The following is a 23,961-nucleotide window of genomic DNA, read 5'->3' on the forward strand; positions in this document are numbered from 1 at the left end:
CATGTTATTTCTCCAATTTGTGTTAAACAGTTTCTGTCGTTAATTTGATGAAGCTCTCAAAACGTTTACTAACATTTACTTCTGTTAGAGTTTTAGCAACTGCATCTTTTGATTCTAAAGTAGTGGCGGCACAAGCAATGGCAAAACGAACGCGAACGTCATCTTGGTCGCTGAGCGCTGCGCTATGAACAAAGCCTGCCAATAGGGCATCGCCTGCTCCGGTATCGCTAACCATGTCGCAAGCGGGAACTGACTGTGGTATTTGCTTATCAGCATCGCCGTAGAGGACACCTTTTTCGGCAAGGCTCAATAATACGGTTCGAACCCCGCGAGCAATTAACTCATTAATAAGTACTTCTGGGCTGGTAGTATCTTCTTCGGCCTTACCTAAAATAGCTAAGGCTTCGGCGCGGTTAACTTTCAACACATCAATGCGCGGAAGTAAGGGTATTAAGCGTGGCGCTTTGGTCGCTGATACGGCATCGGCAATAATTGGCGCGGTTAGGTTTTGCTCGCCTAGCCAGGCCAATGTTTGTTCAGGTATGTTTGCTTCAACAACTATGCTCGTGGCTGCTTGTAGGCGAGTTAGTTTGTCACTTAGCATTTGAGGCGTGAGCTGATCAATTATCGCCATGTCCGCAATAGAGCCAACTAACTCTCCGCGCTCATTATTCATGGCTAAATAGGTACTGGTGGCAAAATCTGGGTGTTGAATGACATCTTCTGTACCAAGGCCTACTTCACGGGCATGCTCGATTAAGTATCGACCGCGATAATCATTACCAATGACGCTGATAATAGAGACATCATTACCCAAACGAACCAAGTTTTCTGCGATATTACGGCCCACCCCCCCTGCACTTTGTCCTACTTGGCCGGGGTTTGAATCACCTGGACGGAAAGTACCAGAACTCGTTCCGGTTAAGTCGACGTTTGCACCACCTAACACAAGAATATTGTTGTGTTTTGGTAAAATATAACCCTTGCCAAGGATAGCTCCCCGACGGGTTAGACGCATTATGTAGCCCGCGACAGACTCACGAGACAGTTTGAGAGACGTTGCCAACTCTTGCTGAGAGGCCATGGGCTTGGCTTCGATAGCCGCGATAATCTTGCGCTCTAAGTCATTCATAACAAATGTTACCTCAGTTAACTTTTGTTAGATTACGCCTGTTAATTATGGAATGCAACTGTTTCTAGGGCTTTTTATTAAGGATGTTTTGAGCTGCGGGCTGCGGGTAAGGTCAAAAGATGAGAGGACAGCTGTCAGTTTGTAGCTGTCAGCTTTCAGCAAAAGATCGTAAAAGACCATTACCAGAGGATGATGCACAACTTCAGATAGTTATTTTTTACCCCCAGCCCGCAGCCCAAAGCCGTTTTTAATCTCTTACTGACAGCTGACCGCTTGCAGCTTCCTTTTACTGCGGCACGATGTCAGCTTTTGGGTTCCGGTGTAAATTTAAGCCGTTCATAACAACTCGTTGCGCTCAAACAGTCATTCACTTTTAAATTCATCCCCTCACCCACGCCAACATCTGATCGGAAGGGATGGTGGTTGGCTGCGAGCTATGGGCTGCGAGCAAGGTCAAAAGATTAGAAGACAGCTGCCAGTTTGTAGCTGTCAGCTTTCAGAAAAAGATCATAAAAGGCCATTGTCAGAAGGTGGTGTTCAACTTCAGATAGTTATTTTTTACCCGCAGCCCGAAGCCCGCAGCCCAAAACCGTTTTTTTTACTGACGGCTTTACTCCCCCAACATACTCAAACCGAGCCACCATCCTTCCATCAACTTCTTTTTCACCCAGAAACATCTCTAACGGTCGTACCCAAAGGTCAAAATCGCCGTAAAGTGTTCGGTATACCACGAGGATTTCTTCTGTTTCAGAATGTTTTGCGACGCCTATTACTTCATATTCGTTGCCTTTGAAGTGGCGGTATTTTCCAAGTTTGAGTTGTTCTGTTAACTTGTTCATTTACTTACCTTTTTGTTATCAATACTTAACTAAAATACTTTGATACAAACCGACTCAAATGAGGATCTGCATTCTGTGGCAGCTGGTTTTTATGAAACCACTTTAAAGAATTAAATTCGGATTCATCTAGAGATACGTAGATAAGGCTAACCAAGGCCTAATATAATTCGCCAGTTTTCTTAGCTGCGACCCAATCTCCGTTTTCCTTAACAATCCACTGCATATCGTCTTCGACATTGTCTACTTTATCGCCTTCAATTCGCGAGCCTACTACTAAGAACTTGGCATTTTCGTTGGATCGATTGATTAAACGATGCCCCAAAGCTTCATTTGCTTTAAAGCCAATGCACATTCCGGCCGACATTGGATAAATTTCATCACCGTACTCTAAAATTAGCTCACCCGAGAGAATATAAATAAACTCCTCTGATTTGGTGTGCCTATGTTTGAGACCAGAAGAGCCACTCGGTCTGATGACTTCTATATTGGTTCCAAACTGGCTTAACCCAAAGTTATCGGATAAACCACGCCACTCGCTATCGCCCATTTTTTCATGAAAGACTTTCGGAAAGGGATTGTCAGTTGAGCTGACGACTTCAAATGCGTTTATGGGTTTATTCATGTTTTCACTCCAGCTTTACTAACGGATAGAGCTAATCATACTTGAGAGGCAAGAACATACCTATACAGCGGCTAGAAAGTGGCTAAAAAGTGGCAATAAAAGGTTATTGAGCATAGACACCTACGTATGATCCATATTTTTTGGGCATGGTACTTGCTGTATTACCTATACTAAATTTTAAATAGCGAACACCATGACAACGATTTCCGGTAATGCAGCTCAGCAATTGAATACAGAAAGCTTACCAACGGGTTCTAGTGAATCTGAAGTTGAAGCAACCGCTAGCCAAGCAAATACAAATGCAGCAAACGTTGATAAGCTTGAAGTAGAACCAGTCAACATTTCGACTCGGGCTCAAAAAATCAAACAATTGAATGAAGATTTTTTCAGCTCAGGGTCTCGTTCTTTTAAAGTCACCACAGAATTTATTGATCGGTTAAAAGAATACGGATTTATCAGTGCCAGTGACGCGAGCAAACTCACAGCCAATGCCAACTTAGATACGACACAAGAAGAAGGCACCAAAACAGTAGGTGAACTTTCAAAATTTATTGACAGCTATGTACAAAGTATTAAAAACGTAGCACCAGAAAGCCCGTTAATCGAAGTTTTTGGTCAGGCTAAAACAATCTTAGATAACCTGAACAACCCCACTGAAGCCAGCCAAGCCATTGATACTAACAACTTAATCGAACAACTTAAAAACTATAACCAAACATCAACAGAAGCATTACCAAAAGCCGATAAACAATCACTCAACGAACTAGTACTCGCGCTAAGCCTTGCTAATGTTCTCAACCCAAGTAAAACTACTTCAAGTGAGATAAATCGGTATTTGGAGGTTTATCGGTTTTGATTTTTTTGGGCTGCGGGCTGCGGGCTGCGGGCTGCGGGCTGCGGGCACAATACAACCAACTAAAGATGCAAGCCAACCACGAACAAAGAATTTTTAAATTATTTTGCTGAAAGCTGACAGCTTTCTGTCTATCTTTTGACCTCACCCGCAGCTCGAAGCCCGCAGCCAATAACCGCTTTTCATCTTTAATGACCGCTCTATTCTGTAGCCCCTGTCATGCTGGCTGGTTGTACCCAAAGGTCAAATTCGTCTGCACTTACATAACCGCTGGCTAGGGCGGCTTCTTTCAATCTAAGGTTATTTGCATAGGCGTTCTGGGCTATTTCAGCTGCTTTGTAGTAACCGATATGAGGGTTTAGTGCGGTCACTAGCATTAATGAACTGGCTAAGTTCTGCTCCAGCCGCGCAGTATCTGCGCTAATACCGGAAACACAATGTTCGTTAAAAGATTGGCAGGCATCGCCCAGCAATCTTGCAGACTGCAACAGGGTATTGATCATCACAGGCTTACAAGTATTTAGTTGTAGCTGACCACCCGCACCAGCGACCGTCATGGTGGTATTGTTGCCAATAATGGCGCAACACACCATGATCATAGCTTCAGACTGGGTAGGGTTTACTTTGCCTGGCATGATAGACGAGCCTGGCTCGTTCGCGGGCAACCTTATTTCCCCAAGGCCAGCACGAGGACCTGAACCGAGTAGACGAATATCGCTGGCAATTTTATTCATAGCAACGGCTATTCGCTGCAAGGCACCATGTACTTCAACTAGAGCATCGTGTGCGGCCAGTGCCGCGAATTTGTTATCAGCTTGTGTAAAAGCATACCCCGTATCGCGGGCTATTATTGCAATAGTTTGTTCTGCAAAACCGGCTGGCGCATTTAATCCAGTACCTACTGCGGTTCCGCCAAGAGCAAGAGGCAAAATGCTCGTCATAGCCTGTCGCAGCTGTGCAATGCCTTGATCAAGTTGTGTAGCAAAAGCACTAAACTCTTGGCCTAGAGTAATAGGGGTTGCATCCATCAAATGTGTACGACCAATTTTGACAATTGCGTCAAATTCAATCGATTTTTCTCTGAAAACATCAACCAACTTTTCCAATGCGGGTAAAGTGAGCTGCTTTAACAGTGAATAGCCTGCTATATACATCGCCGTGGGAAAAGTATCATTAGAAGATTGCGATTTATTCACATCATCATTCGCGCTCAAGAGTGGCGAGCCTTCGCCCAGTGCATTGTCAGATAATACATGAGCCCGGTTCACAATGACTTCGTTAACGTTCATATTAGTCTGCGTACCAGAACCCGTTTGCCAGACAGAAAGTGGAAAGTGTTCATCAAGTTGGCCGCTAAGAATTTCCTGACAAACCTGGCTTATCAAATCTGCCTTTTTTGATTCCAGCACCCCTAATTGACTGTTAGATACAGCGGCAGCCCTCTTTACGATGGCGTAAGCACGGATAACTTCAATAGGCATTTTTTCATTGCCAATGGAAAAATTTTCCAAAGAACGTTGTGATTGCGGGCCCCAGTATTTGTCTGCGGGGATCGCTATTTCCCCGAGGGTATCTTTTTCCAATCGAGTTTTCATCTCAAGGTCCTTTGGTTGGGTTGTTGTTGGAGATATTAGCATAGAAAAGGGAGTGTTTATGGCTGCGGGTAAGGGCAAAAGATTGAATGATAGCTGTCAGTTTTTAGCTGTCAGCGGTCAGTTAGTTCAAAAGCGGTTTGGGTTGTGGTTTACACTAAAAGTGGTGTTTGAATGCAGTTTATGGCTGCGGGCTGCGTGTTTAAACATTAGGGCGGTGCCGAGTTTAGTTCAGGTATCAAATTGCCCTTAATCGGGTATCTGAGCCATGGATGGCGAAGTTTAGCGGCGCATGGAGGCGCGAACAGCGACCGATCAAGGGTGATTTGATACTTGAGCGTTAGGTTGCAACTGTACTGAGCTTGAGACAAAGGTTAAACGTTTGAAGATTTCGGCTGCTCGTGCGGGTAGGCCCTGTTCTTGGTATTTCTGCATTTGCTTGGTGACTGCTTTGGTGAAGTTGGTTACATCTACGGGTTCGCCGGTTAAGTTGTCGGCGCTGATGTTGAAGGTGCGGTTGCAGGCGTTGGTGAAGTGCCATTCAATAGCTTGAGGCTTTATTTCTACTTGTTCGAATAGTTTTTGTTGTTCTGCTGTGCGGCCATCGGGCTCATACCAATAACCGTAGTCGGGTTTGAGTCGTCGAGCTTCTCCGGCTACGCACCAGTGCGCTAATTCATGTAAGACGCTATTAAAATAACCGTGTGCGAACTGAATTTGGTGGAAACCACCTTCTTTACTCGCAGGTAAATATAAAGGCTCGCTCTGCGCCGCGACTAAGGTTGTGTTCCAATGTGATTCCAGCCACGGGTTTAACCCCGCTAGCAGCTCTGCAACTCCTTGCTCCCAGTTTTCAGGGGGTAACTTATGCAACACATTGGCTCTCTTTTATGAATAAGCGTCGAATTATAGTGAGCAGGCGTCACTTTGCAATGCATCAGGCCGATAGTTCAGCTAAGATACGCTTTTTGACAATCATCCCTGATCGAATGCCGATCCAGTTAACTATGTAGGCACCGCAATTGAACCCTGAAATCATAGACGAGAATCATCAGCCCAAGGCAGATAAGAAACAACCGCTTATAGCAAGAGTAAAACTAGAGTGGCTAGTATTGGCGCGTTTAGGAGCCCCAATTTTGGTCGCCCAATTAGCGCAAATGGCCAATGGCGTCATTGATGTATTAATGGCGGGGCGATACAGTGCCGCCGATTTAACCGGCGTGGCGATTGGTAACAGTTTATGGACACCCATCTTTCTATTTATGCTCGGCGTTCTCAATGCTTCTCAACCTATCATCTCAAGCCATAAAGGCGCAGGTGAGGATCATAAAATTCTTCCCGTTGCCTGGACGGCCATCTATGTAGGCATATTTGCTGCAATCGTCGGCTTTGTTGCGCTCACCAATGTCGGGCCCTTACTTGGCATGCTCAACATGGAAGCCAAACCAGAAGCCATCACCGTAGGTTATTTAAATGCCTTTGTTTGGGGTTTACCTGCCCTGTTTTTGTTTATCGCCTTACGGGGTTTGACCGACGGCTTAGGCAATACCAAAGTTTTTATGGTGTTCTCTATTCTTACCGCCTGTGTCAACGCACCACTGAACTATGCCCTTATTTATGGCAAGTTCGGCGCACCTGAACTTGGCGGTGTTGGCTGCGGCTGGGCAACGGCGATAGCTCAATGGGTAACAGTGTTAATGTTTTTGGTGTATCTAAACTATGCCAAAGCATTCAAAAAGTACCACCTATGGCAACAGCGAATGCTGCCTAAGCTAAGCGAACTAAAATCATTTTTAGCGCTCGGCGTACCCATTGGCTTTACCATATTTGTTGAGTCCACCATGTTTGCAGTAATCGCCTTACTGTTAGCATCGTTCGGCTCCCATATTGTCGCCGGGCACCAGATTGCGATTAATGTTGTCAGCGTGATGTTTATGGTGCCGCTAAGTTTAGGTATGGCGTTAACCTTGCGTATTTCGTTCTTAATGGGCTCTAGGGACCGAGAAAGTGCTAACTTAGTCGCCCGCAGTTCATTAATTTTAATTTTGATCATCGCCTTTATTTACGCCGGCATCCTAGTGCCGTATGCCGAGTTTTTAGCGGGCCTCTATTCTACTGAACAAGAGGTAATTGACGTTGCTGTCGTCTTGCTTGGTTACGGAGCGATGTTCCAGATTGCCGATGTAATTCAAGTGAATGGCATTGCCGCATTACGAGGCTTTAAAGACACAAAAATACCGATGTACATTATGGTTTCGTCATTCTGGGGGATTGGTATTCCGCTCGGATACATTCTGGCAAAAACCGATTGGATCATTCCAATGATGGGCGCGGCGGGCTTCTGGATAGGTTTAATTGCAGGCTTAACCAATGCAGCTTTCTGGTTAACCCTGCGCTTATTTAGATTTAGCCGTGCTTAACGCTGGCCTTTTTTAAGCCAGTAAATATATTCATCATCAACCACATCACTGCGCAATAGTTCGTGAGGTAAAAACTCACAAAAGCTTGGAATATCACGCGCAGTGGCTGGGTCAGTCGCGATAACTTTCACCACTTCGCCAACTGCCATTTTGCGTATTTCTCGATGCAACATCATAACCGGCTCTGGGCACTTTAACCCTTTGGTGTCGAGTTCAATATCCGCGATAATTTCGGTCATCCGTTTTGATTCCCCAAATCTAAGAATACTGTTATTTCCTCGCGATCATGATAAAGGTGTTTCGCTTTCATAATGGCTTTAGGATGCTGCCCTACTTTGGCTATGTCTAACTGAGTCTTGATATCTTGCCATTCTTGAAAACGCTTTTTCATCGGTAGCTTTAAGTTAAAAATAGCGTATTTTGCTTGGCGAGTATGCAGCCATTCGTACATTAACTGCGCAACACGGCCTGGTTTTTCGATCATGTCACACACTAACCAATCGACCATCAAAGGCGGCTTCCAAGTAAAGCCATCAGCAGCAACGTGTTCGACCAATCCGCTCGCCATTAGCTTTTTGTCCATCGGGCCGTTATCAATCGCGTAAGTATATAAGCCTTGATTAACCAGTTGCCAAGTCCAGCCACCCGGCGAGGCACCTAAGTCTACACCTGTACGGCAATGTGATAATTGTTCACGCCAGTCGTCACCTAAGAAGTGCCCAAAAGCTTCTTCAAGCTTGAGCGTTGATCGGCTCGGTGCAGCGGCAGGTGAACGTAACCGTGCAATCCCCATCGGCCACTTAGCACGCAAACGTGGTTTGTCTGAACCTACAATAACCTGAGTAGAATCCTTAAAGAATAAACGTAAGCTTGGCTTGGACGAATCTTCTTTTTTACTGAGTAAGTTGAGCTTACGCAGCGCCTGACGCACCGGGTGAACAAATTTACCCGCAAACTTTGCCGTCGCGCGATAATCATCACCTTCAGCGTGTTCTGTGGAAACATCACCTAATAGCTTGATGCCCTTTTCTGCCATCAACTGTTTAACACTTTCAATGATTGGACTTAATCGATCACTCGGATCTAAATCTGTTAACCGATCACTAATTGGCCAAACGTCTCTCGCGAAAACCAGTGCATCACAATGCGAATAAAGTGTATGGGCAGTTTCACATTCAAAAATAACAAAGCCTGAGTTCATTTCTATATTTGCCCAACCAAAGGCTTCTTTGGTTCCGGCCAACTCAGAAATTTCAGCCATACATTCTTTTTCAAAACCTGGACGGCAATACAGCAATAACGCACTCATTTGGTTTTCTCCAATACATAGTGTGCAAATGCCAATGCGCGTTGCTCGCTCCACAAAGGCTGATTCAATTTCCAACGCGCAAAGCCAACATGACCACCGCTGGAAGGCGTTTCTAAATATAAATGTGTTGAGCGATCACCGCGACCATTGTCTTGGCAGGTTGCGGCTAAAAACGGATCGTCCATTGCGTTAACAATGAGTGTTGGCTTTTTAAGGTGCGGCAAGGCATTACGGCCAGAGCATTGTTGCCAATAATCTTTGGCGTCTTTAAAACCATGTAACGGTGCGGTGTAAATGTCATCAAACTGATGAAAACTTTTAATTTGGTCAAAGCCATCCACACTTACGGATTCTGGGAAAAGCTGTGCTTTTTGTTCAACTTTCACTTTCAAGTCACGTAAAAAACGTCGCATATAAATGGACTGTGCCGGCTTAGCAAGTTGGTCGGCGCACGCGGCTAAATCTAACGGTACGCTGAATGTTGCGCCGCCAATAACTTGAGTGGGTAAGTCATCTTCAGCTAGAGTCAACACCGTTTGGTTGCCACCCATGCTAAAACCGATTAGAAATACCTGCTGGGCTTGTTGCTCAACTATCACTGAGTTAATGACCGCTTTTAAATCTTCAATGGCGCCACTGTGATAAAACCTAGGCAACCTATTTACCTCGCCGCCACAACCACGAAAGTTCCATGCTTGAACATTCCAACCCGCGTTATAGAACTGCCGTGCCATGCCTTGCACATAGTGACGTCGACTATCGCCTTCTAAACCATGACTTATCACAACCCACGGGGCTTGTTCGCTTTGCTTTAATTGATCAAGTAGCAAGAAGTCGCCGTCGGGTAATTCTAAACGACTGCGTTGAAACGGTACTTCAACTCGGCGAAAAACAGAAGGTATAACCGATTGTAAGTGACCGTTTGCCAAGCCGAAGCCTGGCGCAAAGGAGGGATAATCAAATAACGCTTGGGTCACAATTTAATGCCTTGATAATAAAGGCGGCATTTTAGCGGCTTATGCGCGAATAATCACTAGGACAAGCGTTTTATCCGGTGACTTTTAGTAAACCGTAGCCAATAAGCACAAGAATCATCACGACTAATGAGCTAATTCTAATTTGTTGGCATCGTTTACAGGGTTTCTTAGCCATTAAGCAGCAACTTTTTTTGGCATATAACGAACGCTGAGTGCATCAAAGAAAGACTCTTTAAGTTGGGCTATTTCTTTTTTGACGTCATCGATCAAATGTATCTCATCACCGGTCAACTGCTGTTTCTCGGCATAGACTTGTCTACGCAGGCTCACTATTTTTGCGCCATAAATACGCAATGAGCGTTCAAGACGTTTTTCACCGAGCAGCAATAGCGTGCTCTCTGCCTCCGTTAAGGCATGAAATACCTCAACCAGCTCATTACCTACGCGGGCAAGTTCATCGCGTCGGCTCTTTGGCCAATGCACGCCATAGCGAGTAAACTCAGTCGCTAACGCCAAATACTGCTGGTACACATGATGTACTTTGCCGACGTTGGCAGCCACAGATTCAAACAACTCTCGCCGTCGTCGCAAGCTTTCTGAAGCAGCGCCGTCTAAGGCTTGATGTCGACGCAAGTACCATAAAAAAAACAGCCCGCTGATCAACATGCCTGTCGCAATTTTGACAGCAGCATCCATCAATTCTATCGTCAACATAGTATTCCTCCAGAAATTTGACGCTATTTAGGTTTCTATAGTGATAAGAGCAAGAACAGTGCCTACTTCTGAATCCGCTTAAAGCTTATTCATGGAAACTGCTGACCTGTAAATATCTCACTGTTTACGCAGGGTTCAGCGACCCATCGTCTGTAATTTCGGTCGCTATAACCCCTTCCATGGGGGCTTGTTTGAAACATCCATGTTTCAAACACCCGAATTACAAGCAATGGGCCGCTTCTAACCTATGGGACCGCGGTGATTTATGACCTTTATTTATTTGTTCAGCAAATGTTCAAAATTGCGAAAATCATAAAAAACCTAAAAAAAACAATCAATTAGGCTTGACTCTTGGCCAGTGATCTCTAGAATACGGCTCCGTTGTTCCCTGATAGCTCAGTTGGTAGAGCAGTAGACTGTTAATCTATTGGTCGCTGGTTCGAGTCCAGCTCAGGGAGCCACTTTAATTAAGAAGTATGGCTCTTGTAGCGGTATTTCAACGATTAATCCTCGATAGCTCAGTTGGTAGAGCAGTAGACTGTTAATCTATTGGTCGCTGGTTCGAGTCCAGCTCGAGGAGCCAAATAAGAAAAGCGCATCGAATGATGCGCTTTTTTCTTGCATTCAAGAAACTGAATTTATAAAGCTTTAAACCAAGCTTTTCTCTGTTCATCGGTCAAAAAAGTCCACGCAACGAAACGGCTGACTTTTTGGCCTTGTGCCATTTTTATTATTTCAATTTCCACTGCGCCGATTTCTTTCAAGGTTTTCTTAATCGCCTTCAAATGCTCGCTCTTAGAAACCAAGCAGGTAAACCAGCACACATTGGCTTCAAACTCTTTACTTTCACGGATCATTCTACGTATAAAGGCGACTTCTCCGCCATCACACCAAAGCTCACTGTGTTGACCACCAAAATTAGTTTCAACGGCTTTCTTAGGGTGCCAGGGAACACCTTTGGTTGAGGGTGATTTATGTTTGGCTAGGTTTTCGACTTTGCGGGCAGTACCTGCTTGCGCTTCTTTTGCAGAGGCGTGAAAAGGCGGGTTGCATAGGGTTAAACTAAAACGATCTGACGCTTGAATGACGCCTTTAAATATCTTCTTGGCATCATTTTGTTTAATAAGCTTCACTTGGTTAGTTAACGTTACGTTATTTTTAACATTCGTTTTCGCGGCTTGATACGATCTCTCATTAATTTCAGAAGCGACAAATTGCCAACCGTAACTCACATTGCCAATGATAGGATAAACAAGGTTAGCGCCAGTGCCGATATCAAGGACCGATACGTCCTTCCCTTTCGGTGGACGCTTGCCATTCGACTTAGCGAGCAGGTCAGCGGCATGATGAATATAGTCGGCTCGCCCTGGAATTGGCGGGCACAAAAATCCTTCGGGGATCGACCAGTTTGTAATCTTATAATAATGACTCAACAGCGCTTTATTTAATGCGATGACGGCTTGATCGTTTGCGAAATCAATTGTTTTTTGTCCGTACGGACTCATGACCACAAAAGGCTTTAAGCTTGGGTTGGCTTTAACTAGCATCGGCAAGTTATAACGCCCTTGATGTAAATTTCTGGGGTGTAATGTTGCAGGCGTTGTTGTCTTTCCGGTCGCTCTAGATGTCATTTAAGCTCAAAACAATAGAATTTAGGCGATGAAGTATGCGATTAGACCCGCCATGAAACAATAGTAAAGCATGGGCACTAACGTAAAGCGGATAATCTCGCCTTCTTTGCCCACTAAATTTACCACCGAAGCCGCCGCCACGACGTTGACGACACAGATCATATTACCTGCGTTGGCGCCTAATAACTGCATGGCTAAAATAACGTTTTGATCTAGCCCCAGCTCAATAGCGGTCGACTGTTGCAAGCCAGCGAACATCATATTTGAAAATGTCGCACTGCCCGCAATAAAGGAGCCCAATGCTCCCACTAATGGCGCTGCGAACGGCCAGTAGGATGAAAACGCCTCAGCAGCGGCACCAGCAAGCGCTAGCGGCATACTGGTTAGGTCGGCGGTGTTGACCCCTGAATTCAGGAAAATACGCACCATGGGCACTGAAGCAGCCAGCGCAATAACGGTCGGCCCTAATGATTTTATCGATGTTAACCATGCGGTTTTCACCTGGACTTTGCTTTTACGATGCAAAATTGCACTTATCAAGGCGACTAAAACAAAAACTGTTCCGGGTAAGTACAAGGTATGGGCTGACGTGCTGACGTTAGTGCCGAAAATATTAGATACCGTAACCGCCGTTCCAACAAGCCAAGCTTTAAAGGGTAGAAAGTCTAATCGCGTGATAACTAAGAGCGCCACTACTAACAAATAAGGTAGCCAAGCTAACCAAAGCGACATCCGCTGAGGTTTAACGGCATTACTATGGTTCAATTCTTCGTCACCCTCAAAACCCCAAACCTTTTTGGGCACCAAAAAACCTACTTTCGCAGCAGCCGTGGTGAGTACCAAGCCGATCAATGCGCCAAAAATGGAAGGAAACTCAGGGCCGAGTAAATTAGCAACCGCCCAAGCAGGGACGGTAAAGGCTAAACCACCAAACAAAGCGAACGGCCAAGCAGCCATACCGTCTTTAATAGATTTATTGGGTCCGAAAAAACGTGTAAGAATAATAACCATGATTACAGGGATAAAAGAGGCGACGGCAATATCAATGGCAACTGCTTGCACGGAAATAGCTTGAAGTGCCTCAGGGCCAATACCCTCGACGCCGTTACCGATACCAACTATCACCGGCGTACCCACCGCACCAAAGGACACTGCCGAGCTGTCAGCTATTAACGCAAGAACTACAGCCGCTAAGGCAGGGAAACCAAGCGCAACCAGCAATGGCGCAACGATAGCTGCCGGTGTACCAAAGCCCGAAGCTCCTTCTAAAAATGATACAAACAACCAGCCAATGATAACAATTTGAATACGACGGTCGGCGGTAATGCGCGTAAAGCCAGTGCGAATAACATTAACAGCGCCACTGCCCTGCAATGTGTTTAACAGCAAAATAGCGCCAAAGACAATCCAAACAATGGTTAAGCTGATGATCCAGCCTTCTATTACCGATGCCGCAATTTGAATAGTAGGCACTTGCCAGAACCAATACGCACTGACGGCCGTTACCAACAAACTCAGTGGCATTGCCTTGGTTGCAGGCATTCTCATGACCACCAATAAAATTAAAACCGCCAATACAGGCATGAAGGCCGTAAGAGTTTGCAGAAAAGTCATGTTTCATCCATGGATTAAATTCATCGATAGTTTACAGGAAAGGGAGTTGCATTGAATTGATGATTATCAGGGTTTGTGTTGCAGTTTAAACAATAAGAATAGTGCCTGTATGTGGGTAGATTAGCGCGAAGCAGGGATAACAGTTCAAGCAGCGCGTTTACGCTGCCTGAACCAAACAACACTTATAGAATTTCGAGTAATTCAACATCGAAAATCAAAGTCGATCCCGCTGGAATAGTCGGGCTCGGAGAGTTGTCACCGTAGGCTAGATCTGCAGGAATGGTGAAACGGAACTTATCGCCAACAGCCATAAGTTGTACGCCTTCTGTCCAACCTTTAATAACACCACCTAGATTAAATTCAATCGGCTCACCACGGTCAACTGAACTGTCAAATACAGTTCCGTTCACTAAAGTTCCGTGGTAATGCACTTGAATATTGTCAGTCTCAGATGGGCGAACATCGCTGCCCGATGCGGTGATTACTTCATATTGAAGACCACTGTCGGTTACTTTTACGCCATCTTTTTTAGCATTTTCTGCTAAATAGGCAGTACCTTCAGCTTTAGCGGCTTCAGCAACTTTCGCGTTTTCAGCCATTGCCGCTGCCTGCTGCTTAGCTTGCAATGCTTGAATAGCGGCGTTGATATCTTCTTCACTGATCGCTTGATCGGCTTGAGCAAAGGCATCTTCAACCCCTTGAACCATCGCTTCAACATCGAGCTCAAGACCTTGAGTCTGCTGTAACATGTTGTTGGCAAAACCGTAACCGATACCATAAGAAGCCTTGGCTTCATCAGTTTTTAAATCTACTGCAAACGCAGCACCCGCGGCAACAACTGCAACGACACTCGCACCTAAAATAGCTTTCTTAATTTTTGTAAACTGCATTCATTGATCCTTTAAATCTTTTAGTAAAGTCGGTGACCGATTCTATTGGCAACCATAAAAAACAGCCAGTAGGTTTACTTTCTACTGACTGCACGAATATATCTAATAACTGTATAGGGTTATTCAGCCCTATTGCAAGGCCAAGGCTTCTGTACGGTCTAAATCATTGACGATATGCCATTCGCCGCCGCCCTGTTCTACCTTTCCTTGCCAGTTTGCAAGCCGATCCATATAAACTTGTGGGTCAATGTTATCTTCACGCAGCTTGGTTACGTTCAGAGCAAAAACATTAAAACCGTCTAATTCATAGTCAAAATCACGTTTATAACCTTCAGGCAGTTCTTCTCGTAAATCTGAATAGATCAGAACATATTTTTGACCCGCTTCTGTCTCATTTAAGAATTCGACTGCTTGCAATAAGCCTCCTGAGATATCGGTATATTGCGCACTCTCTACATTTTCAACAAAGTCGTTGACGGCTCTTGCAAATTCACGTTTTTGGGCGTTCATTTGGCTTGGGCGGCCATCGAAAGTGACCTTAGCAATGATATCTTTTTCACTGAAACTGCCACTGTCGATGCGCGCAACAGCAAAGGAATCGCCTGCGGTAAGAGTACCCAAATAGTAATTAATGATTTGCTGAGCCTTGACCAGCTCATTGGTATACGTGCCGGAAGTATCAAGCAATAGGTAAACGCCACGATAAGGGTTCTCTGTATTACTCGAACAACTCAACATTAGCGACAACAACATTAACAGGCCTAAATGTTTCATTGCGCCTCCTCCAAACCAGTCACTTTAGTTGGCTTTTCACTGGCGACTCTATTACTTAGCTTATCTTCCACCCACAGCGGTAAGCTCACGACAATGTCATAAACCGCCAGCAGTATATCTACGCTATAGCGAACGATATTGCCCAGAAGCCGCATTAAGATGATGAAAAAGTGCAACAATTGAATGAGTAATGTACCTAAAATAACTCGGCTACTTTCAACAAATGACTCAAAAGGAACCGCTGCAAACATCAACACGAACGGTAAAACAAAGCCTAATAACATCTGTGCCGTCTGAGGGATAAATTGGCTAATATTACCAGAAGCCTCTGCGGTAACTAATTCACCACTGACCAGCAATGTTTTAAGTGCGGCGTTGTCAGAGGCAATTTGGTCTCGCATGAAGGCTAGGCCTGATTCAATAGATGCAAATACGAAAATAAAGCTCAAAAAGGTCCATATTAAAATACGTCGTTTACGATCATCTAAGGTGCCAAAAGCCGGGAATAAACGCGTAATGTGCAATACTTCCATTAGTAACATACCGATGACCATTTCCAGCACGACAATCATCATTCCAGACACTTCTGCTATCGTAAAAGTACCAATTCTGGCGCCGCCGCCAACCATTTCTGACATTGGCAGTGCAATCAGGTGAAAGTTTAAAAACGCGCCACCGATCAAACAGGCCATAATGAAAGTAGATTTTACGAAGTCGTTCATCGCTGAAACCCGCAACATGCGCTCTGCTTTATCTGTTCCAGCATGTATTTCGCGGTACTGCGCCATGTTTTTATCAATGTCTTCGGCTTGAATAATCAAATTTTTCATAGTGCCTCCGACACGCTCCACGGCATTGTTGAGCTTGCGCCAGTTCGGCATCATCGAATGCAGCAATTTATGACGGGTAGAAACACTGACCCGGTAAGATTCAAGCGTCTTTTTCTGTTGGTTTTCTAAACTGGAATATAGATCATTAAGCACTTTGACGATAACGGGGTTACCTTTTTGTGCTTCTTTCAGGTTAACAATGGCTTCAATTGCCTCTATCCAATCTGGAGAGGGTGGCGAGGTTTCAGCCGATTTATGATAATCCTCTTCTAACTTTGTTACTAGCCGAGAGATAGATTGCTGCAGTTCTGGGTAGTTTGATAAATCGTTTGAAACGATTTCATTAACTCGGTGGAAGTCGCGATTCAAGCGACGTTCCATCTGGCCTTTCCCCATTTCTAGCAAGACTTCTCGATTGCGGCTTCGTAGGTTTTCAATGACACGCGCAAGCGCTCTTGCGTTGACGCGTAATACCGAGGCGATTAACCGCGAAACTCGATACAGTGCCTGGTGAACCGCCGTTCGTGCAAAATAGAGCACCGCGACTGTTAGGATCGCAATGGCAATAGCGGACAGCATGGGCTGCCCTTCAATAATGACCCAATTCATAATAACTCCAAGTGGTTTATTCGATTATATTTCTTAACAGGGTTATTCAGATGACACTTTCGCCAGTATTACAGGCAAATGACCTTTGAACTGTTACCTTGGTCAAAGAATCAGAAAAAAACTTATTAATCGACTATCTTCGCAATCGGCAAGATTATTGCAATTACATTGCTATGAAAAACAAAACCTTAATATATAGCCTAATTATTTGTGCCACGCTGACGCTTCTAGCGTGCTCGAAAGACGAGGATAACGGCGCCGGAACGGGTGAAAACGCAGATATTAGCTATCACCGTATCAGTGGTACCACGGCTTTAGGCCGACCTGGCAGCTGGGCAACAAATTGCCTAGATGAGGCTTGTGCTGGCTCAAATGCGGAAGGTTTCTACCTGTTATCTGCCCAAACCAATAGCTCTACCTTGATGTTCAGCGATATTCCTGAGGCTGATGGTACGACGGTTCGACTTTATAGTCGCTATCGCCATGACGCAGAAGTAACCTCCAGCCTAGTTAACTTCAACCCCAGCACTCACGCGATTTTAGATGCTTGGTCTACTCTTAACCAACAAAGCAGCATTGAAGAATGTGCCGTTGATGTCAGCTGCCCAACTGCTCTGTTATCCGGGTTTACCCCTGATGTTGAAGCCACAATGGTCAGTCAAGTCGCGGCTATCATGGGCCCTATGTGGCCTGAAGGTCGAAATCCGTTCAGTGATGTCTACATAGCTGATCCAAACCCAGCTAGCCCTAGTTATGATGCCTTAGACCGATTGCACGACTATTTTCATTTTGAAGTTTCTGGTGAGTATTGGCTAGTTTTAGATAATCAGGGAAATGAACTGTCTCGTACGCCCTTAGATAGCTTATTAAATGATAACCCCAACACACTGGTTCCACTGACTGAGATCCAATTACAAGAGTCCGTTGAGCTGCCTATACCACCAGCACCTGCGAGGAACCCGATCAGTTTGGTTTACTCAACCACCCCATCACTGGCAAACTCCATAGACCCACCCCTTTTATTTGAAGTAGATTCCTCACGCAGCCGCTCTGATAATCCTGGCGAGCTAACGATCACGCATGAAGTCACCGACCCTGACGGCTTTAGAGAAACATACAACGGTGCAGTAGCCGCAACGACACTGGAATTACCGGGTAATTATATCTGGTTGATTACCGTTGCTGACGCAGCCAATTATTCCTTAACACGTGGCTTTGTTATACAAGTCGCCGCCATAGAGGGTGCTGCACCCGTATTTGGAGGAGCAGGTAGCTGTTTTACTCCCGCTCCACTGTCCGTAAACAGTTTAAACACCTGCATGGAGACCCAAAACGGCGGCGCTTTTGGAGTTTGTGAACCGGTGAATTCAGGCTCTATACACACTCAATATTCACCAGCTCCGTGCGCTAACGAAGTACAGAATGAGGGCGCTTTGTTTGGTACCTGCACTATTGTTACTTCCGAGTTAAAGTTGTTTTTTTACGATAATCCTGAACGGCCCAACAATGCGGACAGCTTTGAACGCAAGCAACAAGATACAGCCACTCTCTGTACACTATTTTTTGAAGGGGAATGGTCAAATACACCCTAATCGGAAGGTTGTAACGCTAAGAGCTTAATAATATCGCTAGCAAAGACTGAATGCTGCGTTTTCGCGATAAGACAACCGAGCTTAGCATGCCAATTCACTGCACTAACGGCGGCATCCATGGGTGCTCGTCCTTGCGCCAAAAACGCCCCGACCATGCCCGCTAATACATCGCCCATGCCAGGGGTTGCCATAGCACCATGACCTTGATGACAAAAAATAACTTCCGTACCATTACTCACAAGGGTTCCAGCACCTTTAAGCACAACCACTGATTGATATTTTAAAGCGATTTGTTTCACGGCAGAGACACGATCAGCCTGAACTTGCTGTGAGGTAATGCCGAGCAATGCTGCGGCCTCCCCCGCGTGCGGCGTTAATACCCAGCCAGTCATTTTTTGCATCTGATTTGCAAGAATGCGCAGACCATCAGCATCAACAACTCCACCATACTGAGGCGCACTTAAAATGGCTTCTTGCAACACTCCGCTAGAAAATACACTCCGCCCTAAACCTGGCCCAACCACTAACGCATGGTTTTCACCAACCATCAATGGCGACTTACCCAACACCTTAACCATCAACTCTGGCGCTTGAGAAATGGCAACCTGCTGAAAGTGAGCATCACAATGGACCATGACTCGCCCTGCACCGGCCTTTAACGCTGCATGACCCGCTAGAACAGCAGCCCCGGCCATTTTATGGTTTCCCCCTAATACCGACACCGAACCAAATAAACTTTTGTGGCTATTGCCTGACTTATCTATTAACTGTGGCCATTCATCGTTAAATATAGAGTCAGAGTGCGACTCAATACCCAAGGTTGCCAACTCTAACTGACCACAATAGGCCGGCCCATATGCAGTGAGTAATCCTGGCTTGTAGGCAATCATACTCAGGGTGTAATCGGCTTTTATCGCGACAGGCATAGGTACGCCTGTTTGTGCATTTAACCCTGAAGGAAGATCAATAGAGAACACCTCAACATTAGCTTTATTGATTTGTTCGATCAGGTTAATCGCATCATCGTTTAGGGCTCGATTGAGACCGATACCAAAAAGCGCGTCGATAACAATATCGGTTCGTTCTGGCCACTGATCTAGAATTGGTGCAGAGGTTTGGCAATAAAGTTCATAAGCGCGCTGAGCATCTATTGTGTGATCAGGCATGCCGAATGGTGCAAAAACCGAGACTTCAGCCCCTTGTTGCTGGAGTAACCAAGCAACATAATAACCATCACCGCCATTATTCCCAGTACCTACGACCACGGTGACATTCTTATTTGACCAATGGCTTGCGTATAGAGCAACAAAAGACTCTGCAGCCTGCTGCATTAACGACCAAGTCGAACCACTATGTTGTTCGGCCCACTGAGTTTCGAGTTTTTTTATTTGTTCACTACAAAGAACAGGTTTCATTTTATGTTACCTTAGCGTTGTCATACCCACTTTGAGCTAGTTAGCTTTATACTATAGGTGATTTTACTGTGAGCACAGCCATGAAACGCGCAAGAGCCCCAGAACAAAAAGCACAACGACGTGCCGCCATTCTTAAAGCGGCCGAAACTTGCTTTCACCAAGTTGAGCCTAATTTACCCTCTGTCTCAGATGTAGCGGCCCAGGCTGGAGTTTCAAAAGGTACCGTCTATTTATATTTCAGAACCAAAGAAGAAATATTTTTAGCGTTGTTTAGCCATCACTTGAATTCGATTTTTGGTCAAATTCAAACGATTGAATTATCTGAGCAAGCCTCTAACGCCCTTAGTAGTAGCCTTCTGGAGTACCTCTCTGCACACCCAATTTTTATGCCTTTGGCAGCAATGCTGCACAGCGTCATTGAATCTAATTTATCCCTTGAGGTGTCATTGGCCTTCAAGCTGCAACTCAGCCAAGGGTTAACTCATACCGCAGCGGTAGTTGATGCTAAGTTACAATGCCCGCGTGGTTTTAGTGAGCGTGCTCTACTACACAGTTATGCCGCATTAACGGGGCTTTGGCAATTACTGCAATGGCCTAGCGCATTGGAACATGAACAAGATAACCCTCAATACGGTGCATTGCATAAAGACTTTGCTACCGAGCTACAAATAATACTGGAAAAAATATGGCGACCCGAGAGCTAACCTTATCATTTTTTCGTTTGTTCATTGGCGTATTGTGTTTAACCGCTTTACCTAGTTTTGCGAATGACACCAGTACATGGCAACCTTGCCACGTAGATAATGTTTCCATGCGTTTAGAATGCATGACCATTGAGGTTCCTAAGCAAACCCAAGATCCTGCGAACACTTTTTCTATTCATATAGTCAAAGTTGCAGCCGCTAAAAGCAATATTTACGCCGACCCTTTACTCTTTTTAGCAGGCGGCCCCGGTCAAGCCGCCAGCGATGTGGTGGCAAGTGTATTACCAGCGTTTCGACGCACTCAGACACAACGAGATATCTATTTTATTGACCAACGTGGTACCGGTAAAAGCGAACCACTATTTTGTGATGAACCGATTATTGATGCACTGTTGCAAGAGATCGGTAGCAATCAAACCATTAACGAGACTCAAGACTGTGCCGCTTTACTAAACGATCAACTTGGATACTTCAGTACCGAGCAATCCGTTGATGATTTAGAGTTTATTCGCAAACAACTTAATATTCCGCAGTTCAATCTGTATGGCGGCTCGTACGGTACTCGTATTGCTCAGGTTTATATGCGGAAATACCCAGAAGCCATTCGTAGTGTAATTTTAGATGCGGTAGTACCGATGAACTTCGCCATTGGCGACTTTGATGCCAGCGTTAATGCATCATGGTTAGGCTTGCTCGATCAATGCTCACAACACAGCGCCTGCCAACAGGTCTTTCCAGATTTAGCCGGCCTCATGCAGTTAGCCCAAGAAACACTATCAACAGCCACCATCGTTGAGTTACCTCACCCAACTCAAGGCAATAACATTGAGCCGAAAATCAGTAATCTTCAATTTCTTTCTAGTTTACGCAGTATGCTTTATCACCCGAGTACGCGTGCGTTAATTCCTTACACCATTAAAGCCACCAGCGAAGGCGACTATCGGCCGTTGCTGAGCCAACTGTCTTTAGCGCAAAACCAACGCATTGCAACCGGCTTGTTTTTAGAAATTACCTGCAATGAAGATTTTGATTTATGGCAACAAAGTGAAAGAACGGCCTATGATTTTGACAACGGCGTTTTATCCGAACAATACCAACTCATGTGCGAACATTGGCCTAAGAATAAACAAAACTATGCATTCGACCGATCACCAGTAATAAGTGACATTCCAACCTTACTTATAAGCGGCGAGTATGACCCAGTGACACCGCCAAGTAATGCTGTTGAAGTTGCTAACGGTTTGAGTAACCACCGCCATATAGTGGTCAAAGGCGCGGCTCATACTGCGTTATTTCATTCATGCTTGTCGACATCGATTGATAAGTTTATTGACAGTGCCGAAGTAGATCGCCTTGAAGTAAGCTGCCTTGAAGATGCACAACCACATTGGTTTATGACGGGTATTAATTTAATCGAGTAGGTAATCCTAGCATGTTAACACTCCATTCGGTTTCAAAAAGCTACGGTCAATTTAACGCCTTAAGCAACTTATCGCTACAAGCTGAAGACAGTAAAATAACGGGCATACTCGGGCCTAACGGAGCGGGTAAAACATCTGCATTACGCATTTTATACGGCTTGCTGTCAGCCGATACTGGCACTGCAATGATCGACAATATTAATGTAAGTACCGACGCCCTACTCGCACGACAGTGCATTGGTTTATTCCCAGATAAATTTGCCGACTACGAACGCCTAACTGCACGAGAACAAATTATATTTTTTGCCAAGCTGCATGGCCTTCGTGGTCGCGATTTAAAGCAAAAGGTAAATTCAGTAATAAACACCCTACAAATGCAAGATTACGCAGAACGAAAATCTGTCGGCTTTTCACAAGGCCAACGAATGAAGCTGACCCTAGCTCAGGCACTCATTCATCAACCGAAGAACTTAATACTCGACGAACCCACTCGAGGCCTCGATGTCATGAGTACTCGTCTACTTCGCGACCATTTACGCACATTAAAAGATCAAGGCCATTGTATTTTATTTTCCAGCCACGTCATGCAGGAAGTCGCGGCGTTATGCGATTCGGTATACTTATTAGCGAAGGGTAAAATTGTCGCTCATGGCAGCCCTGAAGAACTGTGTGAACAAACCGGCGAAGAAAACTTTGAAGATGCCTTTGTTAAGCTAATTGGTTCCGATGAAGGAATAGCCGCCTAATGTATCGTTTCTCTGCACTAATCAATAAAGAATGGCTTGAGGCTATACGTGACAAGCGGGCACTTTTCTTAACATGTTTCATGGGCTTAATGGGACCTGGCTTGTTTATTTTAATTTTCACTTTACTACAAAATGAAATAAGCAGTAATGAGAATACATCGGTCAACATTATTAACCTGCACTACCCAGCACTAGAGAACCATTTAACCCAACAAGGTTTTGAGCACGACTCAGACGCACCCATAAGTATCGAGTTTCCAACCGACATGACGAGTGCATTGTCTCAAGCGAAAAAGATAACCGTAGTCATTAAAGGCAACCTGGCGAATCAGAACAACCAATCAGCAGCGGCTAATATTGAGCGCAGCTTAGCCCGGTACTCCCAGCAGATATCCACCACTCGGTTAATTGCACGAGGCATTAACCCAACAATTATCCATCCCTTTGATATTCAAGTAGAGAACTCAGCGAACCCAGCTTCTTCGGGCGCCATTATAGTTGAAAGCATGCTGCATCTTTTTATAATGGTTATTTTTATAGGCGGTATGAGCTATGTAATTGACTCAAGCGCAGGCGAACGTGAACGGCATTCTCTTGAATTGTTGTTGATGCAACCTATTTCCACCACCGAAGTCATTCTCGCCAAAGCCGCGATGGCGTGGCTGCTATCAATGACTACTTTTATGATCGCGTTTCTAGGGGTCTTAGTCGTTTTTCGGCTCTACCCAGCGAATGAGTTTGGCTTAAGTGTCGAGATGTCGACCTTTGATGCATTGGTTATTATTTTCGCCTTTCTACCACTTTCGCTCTTAGCCGTATTACTTGAATACCTGTTAGCGTTTCAATCAAAAAGCTACAAAGAAGCACAATCGTACATGAATTTCGTTGTGTTTATTCCAATGGGGTTATCTATGTGGCTGCAGTTTTCCTCGGCGGACCACGCAATCATTGCTTGGCTGCCCTTAGTTGGGCAGCAGCATATATTAGATGCAACGTTCAAAGATCAACCCGCAGATTGGTTTAGTTATGGCGGTGTTTTTATTTTAACCTGTGTAATAGATGTACTGCTGATAATGTCGCTCGCCAAACGCCTACGGAACGAGAAGACAATTTTAGGGTTGTAGACGCTAATGATAATACTCTTCAGCGCCTAGAGACCGTTAATTTACCATTGGCCATGCTTAAAGCGCCTCAGTATTGGTGAACATTAAGGTTGTGAAGTATCTTGAGTGTCTGCAAATTACACTTAGCTGCTTTTATAGTCTGGCGGATAATTC

Annotated in this window: 22 protein-coding genes and 2 tRNA genes; 9 read left to right on the plus strand and 15 right to left on the minus strand. The window is 44.9% G+C overall.

The genetic code is table 11. The features are described from left to right. Positions 1-22: 22 nt before the first annotated feature. The 3 genes from ACI882_RS08875 to ACI882_RS08885 form a co-directional block, all read right to left on the minus strand. Positions 23-1,132 (minus strand): carbohydrate kinase, encoded by a 1,110-nt coding sequence (locus ACI882_RS08875; protein WP_411743464.1) that lies wholly within the window; start codon positions 1,130-1,132, stop codon positions 23-25. A gap of 551 nt (positions 1,133-1,683) precedes the next feature. Then, the gene (locus tag ACI882_RS08880) at positions 1,684-1,971 is read right to left on the minus strand and encodes a DUF1653 domain-containing protein (RefSeq protein ID WP_411743463.1); all 288 of its coding nucleotides are present in this window, start codon (positions 1,969-1,971) and stop codon (positions 1,684-1,686) included. A gap of 157 nt (positions 1,972-2,128) precedes the next feature. After that, positions 2,129-2,593: a cupin domain-containing protein gene (locus ACI882_RS08885; protein ID WP_411743462.1), complete on the minus strand. Its 465-nt coding sequence runs from the start codon at positions 2,591-2,593 to the stop codon at positions 2,129-2,131. A 193-nt stretch (positions 2,594-2,786) separates the two neighbouring features. Here ACI882_RS08885 and ACI882_RS08890 point away from each other — a divergent pair, with 193 nt between their 5' ends. Further along, on the plus strand, positions 2,787-3,449 hold the full coding sequence (locus ACI882_RS08890) for a hypothetical protein (protein WP_411743461.1): 663 nt from the start codon (positions 2,787-2,789) through the stop codon (positions 3,447-3,449). 197 nt (positions 3,450-3,646) lie between these two features. Here ACI882_RS08890 and fumC read toward each other — a convergent pair whose 3' ends face one another. Further along, positions 3,647-5,041, minus strand: a complete 1,395-nt coding sequence (gene fumC / locus ACI882_RS08895) for a class II fumarate hydratase (protein ID WP_411743460.1) — start codon at positions 5,039-5,041, stop codon at positions 3,647-3,649. 312 nt (positions 5,042-5,353) lie between these two features. Beyond that, a complete protein-coding gene (locus tag ACI882_RS08900) occupies positions 5,354-5,914 on the minus strand; it encodes an elongation factor P hydroxylase (RefSeq protein ID WP_411743459.1) in 561 nt (186 codons plus the stop codon). Between the two features lie 146 nt (positions 5,915-6,060). Here ACI882_RS08900 and ACI882_RS08905 point away from each other — a divergent pair, with 146 nt between their 5' ends. Further along, a complete protein-coding gene (locus tag ACI882_RS08905) occupies positions 6,061-7,458 on the plus strand; it encodes an MATE family efflux transporter (protein ID WP_411743458.1) in 1,398 nt (465 codons plus the stop codon). On the opposite strand, the gene tusA is transcribed toward ACI882_RS08905, so the two are convergent. The 4 genes from tusA to ACI882_RS08925 all read right to left on the minus strand — a co-directional run bounded on the left by tusA (position 7,455) and on the right by ACI882_RS08925 (position 10,458). Next, complete coding sequence (gene tusA, locus ACI882_RS08910) at positions 7,455-7,697, minus strand: sulfurtransferase TusA (protein ID WP_411743457.1); 243 nt, start codon at positions 7,695-7,697, stop codon at positions 7,455-7,457. The genes ACI882_RS08905 and tusA overlap by 4 nt on opposite strands. Beyond that, a complete protein-coding gene (gene rlmM / locus ACI882_RS08915) occupies positions 7,694-8,767 on the minus strand; it encodes a 23S rRNA (cytidine(2498)-2'-O)-methyltransferase RlmM (protein WP_411743456.1) in 1,074 nt (357 codons plus the stop codon). The genes tusA and rlmM overlap by 4 nt, the downstream gene beginning before the upstream one ends. Next, entirely contained in the window at positions 8,764-9,744 is a 981-nt protein-coding gene (locus tag ACI882_RS08920; RefSeq protein ID WP_411743455.1) for a YheT family hydrolase, read from the minus strand. Before ACI882_RS08920 ends, rlmM begins: the two co-directional genes overlap by 4 nt. Before the next feature lie 174 nt (positions 9,745-9,918). Continuing rightward, entirely contained in the window at positions 9,919-10,458 is a 540-nt protein-coding gene (locus ACI882_RS08925; RefSeq protein WP_411743454.1) for a hypothetical protein, read from the minus strand. A 385-nt stretch (positions 10,459-10,843) separates the two neighbouring features. Here ACI882_RS08925 and ACI882_RS08930 point away from each other — a divergent pair. Both ACI882_RS08930 and ACI882_RS08935 read left to right on the plus strand, forming a co-directional pair. Beyond that, positions 10,844-10,919: transfer RNA gene (locus ACI882_RS08930), tRNA-Asn, on the plus strand. 46 nt (positions 10,920-10,965) lie between these two features. Continuing rightward, positions 10,966-11,041: transfer RNA gene (locus tag ACI882_RS08935), tRNA-Asn, on the plus strand. A gap of 55 nt (positions 11,042-11,096) precedes the next feature. Here ACI882_RS08935 and rlmF read toward each other — a convergent pair. The 5 genes from rlmF to ACI882_RS08960 all read right to left on the minus strand — a co-directional run bounded on the left by rlmF (position 11,097) and on the right by ACI882_RS08960 (position 16,806). After that, positions 11,097-12,089, minus strand: coding sequence for a 23S rRNA (adenine(1618)-N(6))-methyltransferase RlmF (gene rlmF / locus ACI882_RS08940; protein ID WP_411743453.1), 993 nt, complete (start codon positions 12,087-12,089; stop codon positions 11,097-11,099). A 21-nt stretch (positions 12,090-12,110) separates the two neighbouring features. Then, on the minus strand, positions 12,111-13,703 hold the full coding sequence (locus ACI882_RS08945; RefSeq protein ID WP_411743452.1) for an L-lactate permease: 1,593 nt from the start codon (positions 13,701-13,703) through the stop codon (positions 12,111-12,113). A gap of 182 nt (positions 13,704-13,885) precedes the next feature. Further along, complete coding sequence (locus ACI882_RS08950) at positions 13,886-14,593, minus strand: FKBP-type peptidyl-prolyl cis-trans isomerase (RefSeq protein ID WP_411743451.1); 708 nt, start codon at positions 14,591-14,593, stop codon at positions 13,886-13,888. Positions 14,594-14,722: 129 nt separating this feature from the next. Then, positions 14,723-15,367, minus strand: a complete 645-nt coding sequence (locus tag ACI882_RS08955) for a VWA domain-containing protein (protein ID WP_411746603.1) — start codon at positions 15,365-15,367, stop codon at positions 14,723-14,725. Beyond that, the gene (locus tag ACI882_RS08960) at positions 15,364-16,806 is read right to left on the minus strand and encodes a hypothetical protein (RefSeq protein WP_411746602.1); all 1,443 of its coding nucleotides are present in this window, start codon (positions 16,804-16,806) and stop codon (positions 15,364-15,366) included. Before ACI882_RS08960 ends, ACI882_RS08955 begins: the two co-directional genes overlap by 4 nt. A gap of 173 nt (positions 16,807-16,979) precedes the next feature. On the opposite strand from ACI882_RS08960, the gene ACI882_RS08965 reads away from it, so the two are divergent. Further along, positions 16,980-18,398: a hypothetical protein gene (locus ACI882_RS08965; protein ID WP_411745567.1), complete on the plus strand. Its 1,419-nt coding sequence runs from the start codon at positions 16,980-16,982 to the stop codon at positions 18,396-18,398. On the opposite strand, the gene ACI882_RS08970 is transcribed toward ACI882_RS08965, so the two are convergent. Next, on the minus strand, positions 18,395-19,813 hold the full coding sequence (locus tag ACI882_RS08970) for an NAD(P)H-hydrate dehydratase (protein ID WP_411745568.1): 1,419 nt from the start codon (positions 19,811-19,813) through the stop codon (positions 18,395-18,397). The genes ACI882_RS08965 and ACI882_RS08970 overlap by 4 nt on opposite strands. A gap of 68 nt (positions 19,814-19,881) precedes the next feature. Between ACI882_RS08970 and ACI882_RS08975 the strand changes: the two genes are divergently transcribed. From ACI882_RS08975 to ACI882_RS08990, 4 genes are read left to right on the plus strand one after another with little or no spacing between them, the layout of a single operon-like run. Further along, the gene (locus tag ACI882_RS08975; protein WP_411745569.1) at positions 19,882-20,517 is read left to right on the plus strand and encodes a TetR family transcriptional regulator; all 636 of its coding nucleotides are present in this window, start codon (positions 19,882-19,884) and stop codon (positions 20,515-20,517) included. After that, positions 20,499-21,938 carry an alpha/beta hydrolase gene (locus ACI882_RS08980; RefSeq protein WP_411745570.1) on the plus strand — a complete coding sequence of 480 codons (1,440 nt, stop codon included), beginning with the start codon at positions 20,499-20,501 and terminating at the stop codon, positions 21,936-21,938. Before ACI882_RS08975 ends, ACI882_RS08980 begins: the two co-directional genes overlap by 19 nt. An 11-nt stretch (positions 21,939-21,949) precedes the next feature. Beyond that, entirely contained in the window at positions 21,950-22,684 is a 735-nt protein-coding gene (locus ACI882_RS08985) for an ATP-binding cassette domain-containing protein (RefSeq protein ID WP_411745571.1), read from the plus strand. Next, positions 22,684-23,808, plus strand: coding sequence for an ABC transporter permease (locus ACI882_RS08990; protein WP_411746769.1), 1,125 nt, complete (start codon positions 22,684-22,686; stop codon positions 23,806-23,808). Before ACI882_RS08985 ends, ACI882_RS08990 begins: the two co-directional genes overlap by 1 nt. Positions 23,809-23,961 lie beyond the last annotated feature (153 nt).

Origin of the sequence: Reinekea sp., from assembly GCF_046710285.1 — a bacterium.
In the GTDB taxonomy this organism is placed as follows: domain Bacteria; phylum Pseudomonadota; class Gammaproteobacteria; order Pseudomonadales; family Natronospirillaceae; genus Reinekea.

Excerpts from the sequence above, each read along its gene's own strand:
- ACI882_RS08875 (WP_411743464.1), bottom strand. The coding sequence starts at position 1,132 with ATGAATGACTTAGAGCGCAAGATTATCGCGGCTATCGAAGCCAAGCCC.
- ACI882_RS08880 (WP_411743463.1), bottom strand. The coding sequence starts at position 1,971 with ATGAACAAGTTAACAGAACAACTCAAACTTGGAAAATACCGCCACTTC.
- ACI882_RS08885 (WP_411743462.1), bottom strand. The coding sequence starts at position 2,593 with ATGAATAAACCCATAAACGCATTTGAAGTCGTCAGCTCAACTGACAAT.
- ACI882_RS08890 (WP_411743461.1), top strand. The coding sequence starts at position 2,787 with ATGACAACGATTTCCGGTAATGCAGCTCAGCAATTGAATACAGAAAGC.
- fumC (WP_411743460.1), bottom strand. The coding sequence starts at position 5,041 with ATGAAAACTCGATTGGAAAAAGATACCCTCGGGGAAATAGCGATCCCC.
- tusA (WP_411743457.1), bottom strand. The coding sequence starts at position 7,697 with ATGACCGAAATTATCGCGGATATTGAACTCGACACCAAAGGGTTAAAG.
- rlmM (WP_411743456.1), bottom strand. The coding sequence starts at position 8,767 with ATGAGTGCGTTATTGCTGTATTGCCGTCCAGGTTTTGAAAAAGAATGT.
- ACI882_RS08925 (WP_411743454.1), bottom strand. The coding sequence starts at position 10,458 with ATGTTGACGATAGAATTGATGGATGCTGCTGTCAAAATTGCGACAGGC.
- rlmF (WP_411743453.1), bottom strand. The coding sequence starts at position 12,089 with ATGACATCTAGAGCGACCGGAAAGACAACAACGCCTGCAACATTACAC.
- ACI882_RS08945 (WP_411743452.1), bottom strand. The coding sequence starts at position 13,703 with ATGACTTTTCTGCAAACTCTTACGGCCTTCATGCCTGTATTGGCGGTT.
- ACI882_RS08950 (WP_411743451.1), bottom strand. The coding sequence starts at position 14,593 with ATGCAGTTTACAAAAATTAAGAAAGCTATTTTAGGTGCGAGTGTCGTT.
- ACI882_RS08955 (WP_411746603.1), bottom strand. The coding sequence starts at position 15,367 with ATGAAACATTTAGGCCTGTTAATGTTGTTGTCGCTAATGTTGAGTTGT.
- ACI882_RS08960 (WP_411746602.1), bottom strand. The coding sequence starts at position 16,806 with ATGAATTGGGTCATTATTGAAGGGCAGCCCATGCTGTCCGCTATTGCC.
- ACI882_RS08965 (WP_411745567.1), top strand. The coding sequence starts at position 16,980 with ATGAAAAACAAAACCTTAATATATAGCCTAATTATTTGTGCCACGCTG.
- ACI882_RS08970 (WP_411745568.1), bottom strand. The coding sequence starts at position 19,813 with ATGAAACCTGTTCTTTGTAGTGAACAAATAAAAAAACTCGAAACTCAG.
- ACI882_RS08980 (WP_411745570.1), top strand. The coding sequence starts at position 20,499 with ATGGCGACCCGAGAGCTAACCTTATCATTTTTTCGTTTGTTCATTGGC.
- ACI882_RS08985 (WP_411745571.1), top strand. The coding sequence starts at position 21,950 with ATGTTAACACTCCATTCGGTTTCAAAAAGCTACGGTCAATTTAACGCC.
- ACI882_RS08990 (WP_411746769.1), top strand. The coding sequence starts at position 22,684 with ATGTATCGTTTCTCTGCACTAATCAATAAAGAATGGCTTGAGGCTATA.